The organism is Hymenobacter segetis, assembly GCF_054776495.1.
Genome location: NZ_BAAHBV010000002.1, coordinates 1,019,599 through 1,036,237, shown reverse-complemented (window position 1 = coordinate 1,036,237; position 16,639 = coordinate 1,019,599). Strand labels below are relative to the sequence as shown.

Annotated in this window: 6 protein-coding genes; 4 read left to right on the top strand and 2 right to left on the bottom strand. The window is 62.5% G+C overall.

From position 1 onward, the window contains the following. The first annotated feature begins 77 nt into the window (after positions 1-77). From ACYU70_RS14875 to ACYU70_RS14865, 3 genes are all read left to right on the top strand, one after another. On the top strand, positions 78-2,903 hold the full coding sequence (locus tag ACYU70_RS14875; protein ID WP_342300574.1) for a 4-alpha-glucanotransferase: 2,826 nt from the start codon (positions 78-80) through the stop codon (positions 2,901-2,903). Between the two features lie 709 nt (positions 2,904-3,612). Beyond that, positions 3,613-11,199 carry a hypothetical protein gene (locus ACYU70_RS14870; protein WP_460616036.1) on the top strand — a complete coding sequence of 2,529 codons (7,587 nt, stop codon included), beginning with the start codon at positions 3,613-3,615 and terminating at the stop codon, positions 11,197-11,199. Between the two features lie 147 nt (positions 11,200-11,346). Then, positions 11,347-12,273, top strand: coding sequence for an NAD(P)/FAD-dependent oxidoreductase (locus ACYU70_RS14865; RefSeq protein WP_342299995.1), 927 nt, complete (start codon positions 11,347-11,349; stop codon positions 12,271-12,273). Between the two features lie 142 nt (positions 12,274-12,415). Here the strand turns inward: ACYU70_RS14865 and ACYU70_RS14860 are convergent, their stop codons facing one another. Beyond that, the gene (locus ACYU70_RS14860) at positions 12,416-12,970 is read right to left on the bottom strand and encodes an RNA polymerase sigma factor (protein WP_342299993.1); all 555 of its coding nucleotides are present in this window, start codon (positions 12,968-12,970) and stop codon (positions 12,416-12,418) included. Positions 12,971-13,387: 417 nt separating this feature from the next. On the opposite strand from ACYU70_RS14860, the gene ACYU70_RS14855 reads away from it, so the two are divergent. Further along, on the top strand, positions 13,388-14,095 hold the full coding sequence (locus ACYU70_RS14855; protein ID WP_342299991.1) for an alpha/beta fold hydrolase: 708 nt from the start codon (positions 13,388-13,390) through the stop codon (positions 14,093-14,095). A 105-nt stretch (positions 14,096-14,200) separates the two neighbouring features. Here the strand turns inward: ACYU70_RS14855 and ACYU70_RS14850 are convergent, their stop codons facing one another. Beyond that, positions 14,201-16,510 carry a patatin-like phospholipase family protein gene (locus ACYU70_RS14850; protein WP_342299989.1) on the bottom strand — a complete coding sequence of 770 codons (2,310 nt, stop codon included), beginning with the start codon at positions 16,508-16,510 and terminating at the stop codon, positions 14,201-14,203. Positions 16,511-16,639: the final 129 nt, after the last annotated feature.

Sequence of the window (16,639 nt, the reverse complement as noted above, 5' to 3'; positions counted from 1 at the left end):
CCCAACCATCTTCCGGCTTCATAAATCCTCCCTTGGCGAGTCCCTATCTTGCGCCTCCCAAACCCCACCGCTTGCCCATGACCCTACGTTTTTCTCTTCCCTACCGCACCGTATTCGGCCAGCGCCTGGCCGTGTGCGGCTCCCATCCCGACCTCGGCAACTGGCAGCCCACGGCAGCCGCCGACATGAACTACGACGAAGCCAGCACCTGCTGGAGCATCGAGCTGACCGTACCCGATTCCGCCGGCGAGCTTACCTATAAGTACGTGCTGCGCGATGCCAACACCGGCGGCGAGCACTGGGAAGCCGGCCCCAACCGTAGCGTTGCTTATGATGCCTCCCGCACGCAACGCCTGAATCTGGCTGATTACTGGCGCGCCCCCGCCCAGCCCGAAAACGAGCTGCTGACCGCTGCCTTCACCAAAGCCCTTTTCCGCCGTCCGGCCAAAGCGCCCGCCGCAGCAACCCCAGCCGCGCCCGCCAAAAAAACCAAAGCCCCCGCCGCGGCCAAAGGCTCGAAAGCTGCCAAAGCCACGTCCGAAGCTGCCCCGGCATCAACCCCGGACTCCCAAACAACTAAAACCGCTGCCGGCGAAACCACTTTTCGCCTCCTCGCCCCGCGCGTAGCACCGCAGCACGGCCTCTGCATCCTCGGCTCCGACCCCGCGCTGGGGGCTTGGGACAACACCAAAGCCTTGGTGCTCTCCGATGCTGAATACCCCACCTGGAGCGGCACCGTAACGCTGCAAAACCCCGGCGAAAACTGCCTCTATAAATACGCCATGTGGGATGCCGCTGCCGGCCATGCCCTCGACATGGAAGGCGGTGAAAACCGCGTCATCCCTGCCACGCAGGACCGCACCGTGGCCCGCGTTTTCAACGACGAAGCCTACCAGTACGCCACCGCTTGGCGCGGGGCCGGTGTGGCCCTGCCCGTATTTGCCATGCGCAGCGCCGCCGGCCTCGGGGTAGGGGAGTTCTCCGATTTGAAGCTGCTGACCGATTGGGCCGTGCAAACTGGCCTCAAGCTGGTCCAGATTCTGCCCATCAACGACACCACCGCTACCCATACCTGGGTTGATTCGTACCCCTACGCCGCCATTTCGGTGTTTGCGCTGCACCCGCAGTTCATTCACCTCGAAGGCATTGCCGCGCTCAAGGACAAGAAGGCCGCCAAGGAGCTGGCCACGCTCAAAGCAGAATTCAACGCCAAGGATTTCGTGGATTACGAGCCGGTGATGAATGCCAAGTGGAAGTTTCTCAAGCTGCTGTATAAGCAGGAGAAAGCCGCCTTCCTGGCCGACCCCGAGTACCGCGAGTTCTACGCAAGCCAGGCCGACTGGCTGGTACCCTACGCCGCCTTTTCCGCGCTGCGTGACCGGTACCACACCGCCGATTTCCAGGAGTGGCCCGCGCAGTTCCGCACCCCAAAAAACCTGGCCAAGCTGACTGCCGAAACCGCCGCCGACTATGACGACTACGGCCTGTTCTTCTTCACCCAGTACCACCTCGACAAGCAGCTGCGTGCCGCCGTGGCCTACGCCCGCTCGCGCGGCGTGGTGCTGAAGGGCGACCTGCCCATCGGCATCTATCGCCACTCGGTGGACGCCTGGACCCAGCCCGAGCTGTACCACATGAACGCCCAGGCCGGCGCCCCGCCCGATGATTTCTCCACCACCGGCCAGAACTGGCGCTTCCCCACCTACAACTGGGAGCGCATGGCCGAGGACGGCTACCTCTGGTGGAAGCAGCGCATGGGCCACCTCGCCCGCTACTTCGACACGCTGCGCATCGACCACATCCTCGGTTTCTTCCGCATCTGGGAGATGCCCATTGAGTCGGTGGAAGGCCTGCTGGGCCACTTTGCGCCGGCCCTGCCACTGCACCGCCACGAGATTGAGCGCCGCCTCGGCTGGTTCGATTACTCGCGTCTTTGCGAGCCCTACATCCGCTGGCACATGCTCCAGGATATCTTCCAGGGCGAGGCCCAGAACGTGTTCGACGAGTACCTGGACGATGCCAGCTACGGCCGCATTCACCTCAAGGAAGCGGTGAACGACCAGCGCAAAATCGAAGCCTACATCGCCCAGAAAGTTGCCACTTACCCCGAGCACGCCGAGTATTTCGCCTGGCTGCAAAAGGGCCTGTTTGCTTTGGTGAATGAAGTTCTGTTCGTGCCCGCCGGCAACGACTTCTACCACCCGCGCATCACCCTGAACAAAAGCTACTCGTTCCGCGAGCTGGACTCCGATGAGGACCGCCGCCGCCTCTACGACGACATTTACATTGACTTTTTCTTCCGCCGCCACGAGGAATTCTGGCGGCAGCAGGGCCTCGTTAAGTTGCCGCCCGTGCGCTACGCCACCGACATGCTCATCTGCGGCGAAGACCTGGGCATGGTGCCCGCGTCGGTGCCCGGCGTAATGAAGGAGCTCGGCATCCTGGGCCTCAACATCCAGCGCATGCCCTCGAACCCCGAAACCGAGTTCGGCCACCCCGACAGCGCGCCGTATCTGAGCGTAGTCACGACCAGCAGCCACGACATGAGCACCGTGCGCGGCTGGTGGGAAGAAGACCGGGTGCGCACCCAGCGCTTCTTCGAAACCATTCTCGGCCACTGGCGCGAGGTGGCCCCGTTCTATTGCGAGCCCTGGGTGGCGCGCGAAATCCTGGTGCAGCACCTGCACTCGCCGGCCATGTGGGCCATTTTCCCGCTCCAGGATATGCTGGCCATCGACAGCCACCTGCGCCGCGCCAACCCGCACGACGAACAAATCAACGTGCCCAGCAACCCCAGCCACTTCTGGAAATACCGCCTGCACCTCCCGCTTGAGGAACTGGTGGATGCCATCGGCTTCAACGAGCCGCTGCACCAGCTGGTGGTAGCCAGCGGCCGGGGGTAGCGCCCGGTAGATTAGTAGCAAGGCCAGCAAAACGGGCCAACAGCAAGGGCCAGTCGGAATTCCGACTGGCCCTTGCTGTTGGCCCGTTTTGCTGGCCCTTTCCATTGCTGCCAGATGCCGCTATAGTCCGACCAATTCAACTGTAGAGCAATGGCCGTAAATATAATTATTCCATAATAAAATTATTATTCGGAAATATCAAATCGAGGAACTTTGTGTGGTTGACTTAGTGCAGTACCCATCCCGACAATCCGATACGATTGTCAGGTTCGTATGCAAAAATGCCGTGAAATATACTGTTGTGAGGTGCTCAAGCATGTTTCCGCGCGAGCACAGTAGCGAAAAACGTATTACGAATCGGCTGGAAATCAACAGAAAACTCTCCTTTTTAATTGTGATTGCCTTGCAGGTATTCAACTATTGGAATGCGGGGGATTCCCGGGAAGGGAATCCTGATTGGGATTATAACAAGTGTCAATTGTTTTGACTGAATGCCCATACGGTGCTCATGCATTTTAATAGGGCCCAAACCGGGTGTTCGTCTGGAATGATGCCGCTTTGGTCGAAGTGCATTTCTGCTGCTTCCTCCACAGAAATAGTTTTGTAGCAGATATAGAAGGTGAAATGCGCCACCGTTGGCGCAGCTTTTTGTTTTGAAAACAAGGACTTACCAATAATATTTTTTTTCTAATACCCTTCTCCACATTTTATGAAACCTCTCTTACGACTTCTGTTTCTGCTGCTGCTGGCGCTGCCTGGCTGGAGCCAGAACAGGCCCTCGAGCAACGCGGGAGTGCCAAGCCTTGGCACTGGCGCACCAGTAAACATGAGAGACGTGTTTATTCCCGGGAAAAATCCGTCTGTTAATCCGAAGGCGGCCAACCGCGTTCAGGCCCGGACCTGTGCCGATGTGAGCGAGTTCAATTTCAGCGCGCGTACGGCGGGTGAAGACTGGAAAACCAGCCGCACTCTCACCACAGGTGCCACCACCCTTACCTCATCGGGGTATGCCACGAACTCATCAAACCAAACTACTACCCTCACGGTCGTACAGGACCAATCATTCGGGAAGGTATTGTTGTGGGACGTGGACTACGGTAACAATGGTGGCACGGCCCCGACCAATACCAACGCCAACTATAACCAAGTAACGTTTACGCTCAACCGGGCTACTAATGGCTTTTCGATGACGCTAAATGACATCGACAAAGCGGTGGGCCAATCGAACGGCAATGGCTGGACGGACTGGGTGCAGATTGACGGCTACGCCACGGCTACCGGCGGCTCGCCGATTGCGCTGAGCGCCAGCGATGTAACGCTGGGTACTAACAGCACCAATGCCTGGAACGGCAACAACACGATTATCGGTACGAATACCAATACGACTACGGACGGCAACGTAACGGTATTGTTCCCATCGACGGTGACCCGGGTGGTGGTTACTTACAAGAACGCCCAAACCACTTACAACAACCCGGGCGAACAGATTATGGGCTTTGCGGCGTTCAACTTCTGCTCGCAGGCCGACGTGTATGCCCAGTATACCGCCGTGCCCAACCCCACTACCGTGGTGGCTGGAAGTTCGGTGAGCTACACCGTGAAATTTGGTAACGACGGCGATGCTTCTTCGGCCGTGTCGCGCGTGGTGACCCTGCCCGCCGGGGCAGTGGTAACGAACAACGGCGGTGGCACGGTAACGGGCAACACCATCAATTTTGGCACCGTGGCGTTGGCTACCGGGGCCAGCAACTCGTTTACTTACACGTACACGGTGCCGCCCACGGCTGGCACCTATACCAACACGGCCACGGCCGGTACTACCACCGAAGAAACGGTAGCGCAGCAAGCCAACAACTCGGTGAGTAGCACACTAACGGTCACGAACGCCGACTTGCTCACCATCATTAGCGGCCCTTCGACCGCCGTGGTGGGCCAGACGGTGTACTACCTGGCTAACACCACCAACAACGGCACGGCCGCCGCGGCCGGCACGGTCACGACCATTACCCTTCCCAACAAGCCGGCTACGGTAACCACTTCGGCCAATGGTAGCTACGACCCCAGCACGGGCATCGTGACCTTTACCAACGGCTCGCTGGCGGTGAATGCGACGGTTATCAACTCGGTGAGCTTTGTGGCCACGGCCGCAACGGCCACCGGCAAAGCCGCTAGCACCAGCACTACCATCGACAACAACGCCGCCGACAACAACGGCACGGCGGCCAATGCCAACGTGACGACGACTACGTCGGCTACCGGCGCGGCTGGTACGCCCGCCCCGTGCGCCACGGCTGGCAAAGACCTGTCGCCCACGATTTCGGCCAACCCGAATACGTATTACCCCAGCACGGCCGCCCAGACGCTGGGTGTGGGTGCCACCACCATCAACGTGGGCGTGGCCCGCGGCGCTGCTACCAATATTGCCCCCGGCGACCTGCTCCTGGTGATTCAGATGCAGGGTGCCGACATCAACACGAGCAACGATGATACCTACGGCGACGGCGTGGCCGGCGGTTCGGGCAACGGCAGTAGCGTATCCACCAACTTCAAGGCCGGTACCTATGAGTACGTGACCGTAGCCAGCACCAGCGCTACGGTCCTCTCTACGGCCGGCGGCACCATCACCCTGGCCTCGGGCCTGAAAAACAGCTACGTGAACGCCGTGGCAACCGGTACCACCGGCCAGCGCACCTTCCAGGTAATCCGGGTGCCGCAGTACATAAACCTCACGCTGGGCGCCACCATTTCGCCGCTGGCCTGGAACGGGGCTACCGGCGGCATCGTGGCCCTCGATGTGGCCGCAAAACTCGACTTGGCTGGTTTCAACATTAACGCTTCGGGCCTGGGCTTCCGGGGCGGTGCCGGCCGGCAGCTTGGTGGCGATAACACCGGCACTACTGGCATCGATTACCGCTCGTCGGCCGCACAAAACACGAATGGTACCAAGGGTGAAGGCCTGGCCGGTACCCCGCGCTACGTGAACGACCCGACTAACGGCTTGCTCGATACCCGCGCCGCGGTTACCGGCTATCCTACGCTGCTGCCGGCTGGCCTGAATGACGGCTACCCCAGCGGCGACAACGGCCGCGGCGCGCCCGGCAACGCCGGTGGCGGCGGTACGGATGCCAACCCCCTCAATAACGACCAGAACAGTGGCGGCGGCGGCGGCGCCAACGGCGGCCGTGGCGGCCGTGGCGGCAACGCCTGGAGCAGTGCCACAGCAGTGGGCGGCGAGCCCGGTGCAGCCTTCCCGGCGGCTACGAGCAGCCGCCTGGTGATGGGTGGCGGCGGCGGAGCCGGCTCTACCAACAACGGCACGGGCACGCCCAACAACGGCTTTGCCAGCAGCGGCGCGGCCGGTGGCGGCATCGTGCTGGTGCGGACGGGCACTCTGACGGGTACCGGCAGCATCCTGGCCAATGGCGCGAATGCTAACAATACGGTGGGCAACGACGGCAGCGGCGGCGGCGGGGCCGGCGGCTCCATCCTTGTTACGGCTACCAACAACCAGGCTACCAGCCTGGCGCTGTCGGCCAACGGTGGAACGGGCGGTACTAACGACGGCCAGGGTACTCAAAATGCTGCTGCACTACACGGCCCCGGCGGCGGCGGCGGCGGCGGCGTAATCCTTACCAATGGCGTGACCGCTACCACGGCCACCACCAACGGCGCGGCCAACGGTACCACCTTGCCTGGCCCGGTTGCCTTTGGCTCAGAAGCCGGTGCTACCGGCGTGAGCAGCGCGGCCATCAGCGCCAGCATTGCCAATAGCGTGGCGGGTGTGAACTGCGTGACGATTACGGCCAATAACGACTTCAACACCATCACGGCCAACCCGGCCGCCCCGGTTACCTTCAGCGTGACCGGTAACGACGTGGCGAGCGTGGGTACCCTCACGGGCGCTACCATCAACCTGAATCCCAACAATATTGCCGGGCAGTCGGCCACCACCTTTACGGTGGCCGGCCAGGGCACTTACACCACGGTGGGTGTGCCCGCCGGGCAGGTGAAATTTACGCCGGCCAACACGACCTTCACCGGCAACGTGACGATTCCCTACACCGTCACAAACACCGAGAACGTAACCTCGAACCAGGCCAACCTGACCGTATCGGTAACGCCGGTGCTGGATTTGGTAACCGCCATCACCGGCCCGGCCAACAACAGCAACGTGACGGCCGGTGCCGCCCTGAGCTACACCGTGACGGCCCAGAATGCCAGCGCCGTAGCCGCCAGCAACGTAACCCAGACCCTGCAGCTCGTGCCCGGCCTCACCAGCAACGGTGGCGCGGTGACCTTCACCATCAACGGCACGGCCAGCACGGTACCGACCTACGACAACGCCACGGGCCTCGTGACCTTCACGCCCTCGCCCATTTCTTTGGCGGCCAACACCACGAACACCTACGTGGCCAATTTCACCAAAGCGCCCGCCAGCGGCCCGATTACGGCTACGGCCAATATCGGCAGCACGGCCGGCAGCAACGGCCCGGAGCTGAACCGCACCAACAACTTCGCCACGAACACGGTGAACATCACGCCTTCGTATGATGTGTCGACCACCATCACCGGCTCGGTAGATGGCGCGGGCCTGGCTGCCCCGGTGGTTTCTGGCGGCCTCGTTACTTACCTAGTGCGCACCACCAATGCGGCCGGTTCGGCCTCGCCGGCTCCCAGCGTTATTCAGACGGTGACTTTCGATGGCAACCTGACTTTGGCGGCCGATGGTACGACTACCGGCCTCTACATCTCGAATGGCGGCACGGCCGCCTACAACTCAGGCACCAACAAAACGGTGGTGACCTTCCCGACCCTGAGCACGCTGCCCATCGGCCAGACGGTGACCAACACCATCAGCTTTGCCGCCCCGGCTGCCACATACAGCGCTACTGCCAACGTGCAGGCCAACGGCGCAGTCAACCCCGGCGATAATAACTCCGGCGACACCAACACTGGTGCTGCCTCGAACGACCGGGCCACGGTGAGCACGACGGTAGTAGCCGGCGTGGGCACCCCCGCCAACGTGTACACCACCATCAGCTCGAACCAGACGGTGACCACCGCTGGCACTGCCGTAATCCTGACGGTAGCGGCCGGCAACCGCGGCGCGGGCACTGCCACCGCCGTGGTGCAGCAAGTGCAGCTGCCCGCCGGCCTCACCGGCGTGACGGTAGGCAACGGTACCTACGACTCGGCCACCGGCATTGTGACCTTCACCACCATTGCCAGCCTCGCGCCGCAGGCCACCAACCCGCTGCCGTTCACCATTCAGTTCACGGCCCCGGCCAGCGGCCCGGTACTGGCTACGGCCACCGTGCGCGAAGCCAACGCCGACCCCGTGCCGGCCGATAACGTGGGCGAAGTGAAAGTGGACATCATCACTACCACCGACGTGAGCACCACGCTGGCCGGCCCGGCTACCGCCACCGTGGGCCAGGCCGTGACCTATGCCGTGACCACTGCCAACCCCGGTGCCAACACCGCCTACAACGTGGTGCAGACCGTGCAGCTCCCCGCTGGCCTGAACGCCAACGGCGGCGTGACCTTCGCTGGTACCACCGCTGGTACCTATGACAACGCCACGGGCGTGGCCACCTTCACCCTGGCCAGCCCCCTTGCTGCTGCCAGCCGTCAGGTGAACACCATCACCTTCAATGTGCCCGCCAGCGTGATTACCGACCCCTCGGCTTCCACCACCGGCAGCAACCAGCTGGCCCTGCTGGCCGCCGTGCGTACCTCGACCACCGAAACCAGCAGCACCAACAACTCGGCCACGACCGTACTGGCCGTGACGCCGGCCGCTGATGTAACGGTGGCCGTGAGCGGCCCGGCCTCAGCCCTGCCCGGCAGCCCCGTCACCTTCGCCGTGACCACGACCAACAATGGCCCCGTGCCGGTGGCTTCCATCGTTTCGACCCTGCAACTGCCCGCCGGCCTCACCACCAGCGGCGGCACAGTACTGGTGAACGGCAACGCTGCCGGTGCCAGCTACGACAACGCGACGGGCGTTGTCACCTTCGCCACGGCTACCAACCTGCCCAGCGGCGGCAGCGTGGCCAACACCGTGACGGTGCAGATGCCCGATGTGACGCAGCTGGTGCCCGTAACCCGGGCCCAGGTTGGCAGCACTACCATCGACACCGACCTCAGCAACAACCGCGCTGATGCCCTCACCACCCGCGCTACTACTTCGGTAGCGGGCTCGGCCGATTTGGCCACGTCCATCAGCATCTCGGGCGGCGTGAGCTCGGTAACCCCGGGCGCTTCGGTTACCCTGAACGCGACCTTCAGCAACCTGGCGGGCGGCATCACGGCCACTACCGTAGTGCCCCGCGTGCAGCTGCCGGCCGGCCTGGCCAATGGCAGCAACGTGGTAACCGTAGCCGGCGGCACCGGTGGTGTCTACAACAATACCACGGGCCTGGTAACCTGGAACTCGGTGAACTCGCTCGCTTCGGGCGCAGCGGCTCTCACGGGCTACAACGTGACCTTCAAGGCCCCGGCCAGCGGTTCGGTAACGGGTACGTCCTTCGTGTCTTCGGCCACGGCCGATGCCGTTGCCAGCAACAATGCCAACAGCGCGGTTATCACCGTGACTTCGCAGGTGGATGTGACCACCAGTGTGAAAGGCCCGGCTGTTGCCCTCGCTGGCAGCCGCGTAACCTACGCCGTAGTGACGACCAACAACGGTCCTTCGCCCTCGGGCGTGGTGACGCAGACGGTGACCATCCCAGCCACGGCTACCAACATCAGCTTCCCGGCGGGCAGCACCCAGGCTCCGGCCTCGGGCGGCACCATCACCATCACCTTCCCCTTGATGAACGCCATGAGCGTGACCCCGGCCGGCGATGTGGTGAACTACGTGTCCTTCGATGCTCCTAATGCCAGCTACACGGTGTCGGCCACGGCCAATACCCCCGGCGACACGAACACGGGCAACAACACGGTGGCCACACCCTTCGCTACGGCCATCGACCAGACGCCTACGGCTTACGACGTAGTGAACACGCTGCCGAGCTTCCTGACCGGCGTTATCGGCAGCACGGCCGGCCCCATCAAAATCTCGCCCCTCACGGGTACCGATGCTGATGCCGGCCAGACCGCCACGCTGACTTACACGCTGACCTCGCTGCCAGCCGCCAACACGGGCATCCTGTACCTGGATGCCGCCCGTACTGCCCCCGCTGCTACGGGCGTAGGCTACACGGCCACCCAGATTGCCAACCTGTACTTCGACCCGCGCGGCACCATCCTGGCCACCGACCCGACGTATGTGGGCAATGTAACCTTCGGCTACACCACCACCGACACGCCCGGCCTGACTTCGGCCCCGGCCCTGTACACTATTGCAATCGGCAAGGACGAGAAATCGACCGCCACGAGCACGGCCACCAAAGGCCGCACGGTGAAATACCAGGACAACGATGTCATCGTGAACCTGATTGATGTGAACACGGTGAAGTACAACGCCGATGGCTCGCTGCCCTTTGGCAAGTACCTGGCCGACCGCACCGTGAACCCGAATCCGGCCAATGGTGGCCTCACCAGCGTGGTGCAAACGGGTGGTACGCTGGCCCCCGGCCTCGCCCTCGATGCCGCTACGGGTCAGATTTACGTCTCGAACCGCCTGGCCCTCAAATCCGGCACCTATTCGATAACCGTGACAACCATCGACGCCAACGGCGGCACTAACTCACTGACGTATTCCTACACCATCGGCGACTTCCCGCTGCCGGTTGAGCTGACCGACTTCACGGCTACGGCGGTGAAAAACCTCGACGCGGCGCTGCTGTGGCACACGGCCCAGGAGAAGAACAACGACCACTTCGACGTGGAGCGCAGCCTCAACGGCACCGACTTTGTGAAAATCGGCGAAGTGAAAGGCCAGGGTAGCAAAACCACGACCACCGAGTACGCCCTCACCGACGCCGGCATCGGCCCGAAAGCTAAAGGCCTGGTGTACTACCGCCTGAAGCAGATGGATACCGACGGCGAAACGAGCTACTCGCCCGTGCGTACCGTGACCTTCACCACGACGCTGGTACCGGCCATCGTCCTGTTCCCGAACCCGGCCACCACCGGCACGCAGCTCGACCTGACCCAGCTGCCCACCGGCCGCTACCAGGTGAGCGTGCTCGACGCTACCGGCCGCATAGTCCTCAACACGACGCTGGAAGCCGGCCTGGCCCACGCTTTGGACCTGAACACCATCGCCAGCGGTACCTACAACCTGCTGGTGCGCGGCCAGGCCAACGGCCAGACCATCAACCTGACCAAGCGCCTCATCAAGGAATAACTGATGTGGCCCCGACCCCGGCCGGTGACCATGCAAAAAGGCCCTCCCCACGCGGGGAGGGCCTTTTTTTGTATAAAATCGAAGCGTACCCATAACCTGAGCATTGGCATCAGAGTTAATCTAACCGGCTACCAGCTGTTGCGTGTTATGGAACTGGATTACGACGTGTTGATTATTGGCGCGGGCAGCGCCGGGCTGTCGGCGGCCCTCACGCTGGGGCGCTGCCTGCGGCGGGTACTGGTGGCCGATGGTGGCCCGCCCCGCAATGCCGCCTCGCCCGGCGTGCACGGCTTTCTCTCCCGCGACGGCATCCGGCCAGCCGAGCTGCTGCGCCTGGGCCAGGAGCAACTGGCACCCTACGAAACCGTGGAAGTGCAGTGCCTGCATATCGATACGCTCACGCGGCAGGCCCACGGCTTCCGGGCCATCGGCCACGGCACGGCCGACGATACCCCCATCACCGTGACGGCCCGGCGGGTGCTGCTGGCCACCGGCGTGAGCGACATTCTGCCGCCGCTGCCGGGCTTCCGCGAGCTGTGGGGGCGGGGCGTGCTCCACTGCCCCTATTGCCACGGCTGGGAAGTGCGCAACCAGCCGCTGGCCGTGTACGGCCAGGGCCGCACCGTGACGGGCCTGGCCCTGCTGGTGAGCCGCTGGAGCCGCGACGTAATCGTGGTGACGGATGGCCCCGGCCACCTCACGCCCAATGCCCGCCGCCGCCTGCACCGCGAAAAAATCGGCATTCGGGAAGAGCCCATTACCCGCCTCATTGGCTCGTCGAAAGGCGACCTGCGCTGCATCGAATTTGCCAACGGCGACCAGCTGGAGCGGGCTGCGATGTTTCTGCACGCGCCCCAGCACCAGCGCACGCCGCTGGCCGCCAACCTGGGAGCTCGCCTCACCAGCAAGGGCGCGGTGTGGGTTGATTCCCGACTGCACACTTCCATCCCTGGTCTGTACGCAGCCGGTGATACCAAGCCCGGCACCCAGCAAGCCCTGCTGGCCGCCGCCGATGGCAACCGCGCCGCCATCGTCATCAACGAAAGCCTGACGCGGGAGGAATGCCCGCGGTGAGGGCTTAAAAACGTCTGTCATCCTGAGCGCAGCGAAGGACCTTATCACCGCCGAACGAAAGTTGTTCTGGCGTGATAAGGTCCTTCGCTGCGCTCAGGATGACAGACAATAAAACTATTGATAGGCCCGCTAAAAAAAAAACTTACTTTGCCAGTTGGCTCAGCACCGCTAGGGCGGCGCGGGCGCGGGTTTTCACCGTGGCCAGCGGAATGCCGAGCTGCTCGGCGGCTTCAACCTGGGTGCAACCGCCGAAGTAGAGCAGGTCGATGACCTCGCGCTGTTTGGGCTTGAGCTTGAGGGTGAGCTCGCGCAGGCCAATGTGCTCGGGGTTGAAGGAGGAAGGCGCTTGCGCCCGCTGCGCCCCGCCCACTTCCAGCGACTTGGTGCCGCTGTTGAAACGGTGCCGGGGGCTGCGCATCGCGTCGATGGCCTGGTTGCAGCACACCCGCACCATCCAGGTAAACAGGCGGCCGCGCGTGGCATCGTAGCGGTCGATGCTGAGCCAGACCTTGAGCAAGCCTTCCTGCAACACATCCTGCGCCAGCGTCTCATCGCGCACCAAGCGGTTGATAACTGTCAGGAGGTTACGGGAATATTGGTCGTGTAGTACCCGCAGGGCCTGCTCGTCGCGCGCTACCAGGCGCTGCACAAGGATTTCTTCGTCCGTTGCGGGGAGCAACGTCGGAGCTTTATTCATACAGGGGGAGGATGAAGGAGCTTGGCTACTGGCCCATAATAGCGGTCCGGGTCAAGCGCCTGAAGAGTAAGATAAACGGAAAAGAATAGTAGCGTATACGGAAATAAGCAGGCGGGTTAGACGTGAGAACCGGGTAATGAATAAATAGTCAGTTAGCAGTGAGCCAGAACCTACGGCACTTTCCCAAAACTGGATTGCGCTGGTCCGGCTGAAATAATAGCGCGCACTACCAAACCAGAACTTTCTGGACCACTTAATTCAATGATTTTTATGGATTAAGCTCGGGGCGAAATGATGACGAAAAACCCGGTAAAGTATTGGCTGGTTTCTTTTTGCAAAAGCCATCCGGCATGGCTGTGGCCGCATTCCCGTTCGCTATACTGGCCCGGCCGTAATGCTTACGTACCCATATAGCTTATGCCTCCTACTATTATCGCCCTGCACTACTGGGCGGGCTCCGGCCGCGAATACGATGTGCTGCGCCCGCTGCTGCCCGAGGCCAACCTGCTGACGCCGGACCTGCCCGGCTTCGGCGCGCAGCCGGTGCCGCCGAAGTTCGACTACTCGGTGCGGGCCTACGCCGACTGGATTGCGGCCTACATTCAGCAGCAGCAGGTGACGGATTTTACGCTCATCGGGCACAGCATGAGCGGCAAAATGGCCCTGGCGCTTGCCGCCCGGCAGCCAGCGGGCCTGCGCCGGCTGGTGCTGCTCTCGCCCTCGCCGCCGGCCGGCGAGCCCATGTCGGAGGCCGACCGGGCTGCCTCGCTGGCCGCCTACGGCAAGCGGGAAGAAGCCGAAAAAACCTTCCGAAAAATCACCCGCCAACCGTTGGCTGCGGCCCTACGCGCCCACGTTATCGCCGATAACCTGCGCAGCACCGAGGTCGCCTGGGCCACCTGGCTGCTGCAAGGAGCCCGCGAAGACATCAGCACCCTGATGCCGCAGTTGAACGTTCCTTGCCACCTGCTGGTAGGGGAGGGCGACACGTCCATCACGCCTGCCACGCAACGCCGGCTCACGCTGCCGCTGCTACCGGCCGGTACTCCGTTTGAGGTGGTGCCGGGAGCCGGGCACCTATTGCCGCTGGAAGCCGCTGCCGAAGTACGCCGGGCATTGGACTAAAACGGTCATTCCGCCCGCCGGGAGGAATCTAAGCATTGCCGCTAAACGGTTTTACTCAGATTCCTCCCGGCGGGCGGAATGACAATTCAGGTATGAATTAACTCCTTATTCCAGCGCCCGGCTGCGGAACAGCAGGTAGCCCAGGTGCCCGTAGATGCCAAATCGCTCGGCCGGGTCGTCGTAGAAGCGGGCGTGCAGGGCCAGCGGCCCCACCGGCGTCTGGAAAATGAGGCCCGTGCTGGCCGTTATGCGGGGCCGGTCGAAGCCCGACTGGCGCACGGCTTGTTGCAGGTCGCCTTGTTTGAGGGGCTGGCCGTTGAGGTGCACGTAGACTTCGGTGCGCCATTCCAGCTTTTTGAGGAAGGGCTGGGTGTAGCGCAGGCCCACGGCCGCGTAGCGCGACGAGCGGTAGGTATCGAGAAACAACGTGCGCGAATCGGGCAAAGGCGCAAAAACCGGCGACATGGTTTGCGATGAGCGGTAGTTGGTGAACGTGGGCTGGCCGCTGGCCATCAATTCGCCGAAGTAGCCCCAGGCGTGGCGCTCCTTGCCCAGGGCAAAGTAGCGCTCCACGGTGGCCCGAAATTGGAGCCACTCGCGGTGCTGCGAGCTGCCCGGCTGCTGGGCCGTGGAGCCCGGTGTATAGTCCGAAGAGCCCGTGACGCCGCGCAACGTGTACACGTAGCGGTGGCCGCTGGTGGAGTACTGCTTGCGATTCAGGGTGTTGCGGGCGATGCGGATGGCCCCGGTCACGCCCCTAAACACGGTGGCATCGAGCACATCGGAGGTGTTGATTTCCTTGGAGTTGGTGTATTCGTCCTTGGTGACGAAAGTGGCCACATCGAGCAATATCCGGCTGCGGAACGTGGGACTGATGCCAAACTGCCCGCCCAATTTAGTGTCCTGCTGCCGCACCTGGGTGTTGATGACATCACGCCCCAGCACCCCGCCTGTGTTCTGAAAATCCCATTGATTATACGTCACTTCGGGCTCAAAGAAGAACGGCAGCCGGGCCGGCACGTTGATGCGGAATGAGCCGTGCGCGCCGTTGTAGAAGCGGCCCAGGCTCACGTCGGCCGAGGCGGTGTAGAGCAGCCGGCGCAGGTAGCGGAATTCGAGGCCGAAAAACAGGTTGTCGATGGGCCGGTTGCTGAGCACGAAGCCCACTTCGGTGCTCACGTTGTTGTTGCGCTGCGCATCGACGCTGAAAATGTAGCCTTTACGCGCCGCGTCGTAGCGAATACGCGGGTAGATGTTCTTGAAATAGTCGTCCGACGCCAGGCGGTAGTAGCCTTCCTCAATGTCATCGAGCGAATACTCGCGGCCCGAGCGCGGGAAAAAGCGGGCGGCGTACTCGTTCTGGTCGGGGCGCAGGCCGCGCACCTGCACCTCAATGAAGCGCGGCTTGGGCGCCAGGCCCTGGAAGGCCAGCCGCCGCTGCTGCAAGCTCGTCGAATCGACGCGTCGGCTGATGCGCGATTTAATCTTGTCCATGTTGCGGCTGGCAGCCGTGTCGCCTTCGGCAATGAAGTCCTTCACGCGGTCGAAATCACCCACGCCCATGCCGTCCAAATCGGGCTGAATATAGATGCCGTTTTTGCCTACGCTGCCGGTATCGGCCACGCTCGTGCCCAGGAAGGCTACCGTGCTGGCCAGTAGCGCATCGTCGTTTTTTGGGTATTTCTTGAAGGCCACGTCGCCCACGTTCACCCCGATGATGATGTCCGGGGCGAAGGTTTTCTTCATCGTATTGGTGGGGAAGTTGTCGTACACCGCGCCGTCGTAGTAATACTTGCCGTCGAGGTTGCGGATGGGCCGGAACGCCAGCGGAAACGACATCGAGTTGCGAATGGCATCGGACAGCGACCCGCTTTTCTGCTCCACTACCTGCCGCGTGAATACCTCCGAGGCCATGCAACGAAAGGGCACGAACAGGTTGTCAAAGTTGTAGTTGCTGCTGGCCGAGGCCGGGGCCAGCAGGCGAGCCAGGGCCAGGTTCAGGTTCAAATCGTTCACCAGATTGGTGCTGATGCGGGCCTTGAACGTGGAATCGATGGCAATGCCCAGGCGCAAGGCTGAGGGCGACGGCTCGGCCGTGAGGAAGTTGAATGTTTTGCTTTCGAGCGGTTTGCCTGAAGTCCAGCGCTGAAACTCGGGGCTGAGCACAATCTGCTCAATCTCATCGGGCGAGTAGCCGGCCGAGTACATGCCGCCAATTACCGCGCCCATGCTCGTGCCCACGATGTAGTCGATGGGAATGTGGTTTCTCTCCAGCTGCCGCAGCACGCCCACGTGGGCCAGGCCCTTGGCCCCGCCGCCGCTGAGCACGAGGCCCACTTTCTGGGCCGAGGCGGTGAAAATAGAAAACGCCGCCAGCAGCAAAGCCAGCGGTAAACGAGTGCAGAAGTGACGCATAGAGGCAAGTAACAGCCAGCGCCGGGAACTGCGCTGCTGCCGCTGGTACGCCGGGCCGGGCCGTGGGGTTTTTGCGGGGTGTTTTGCCTCTGGATTATACGAGGTAGGGGCGGGGGCTGCCCCTGCCCG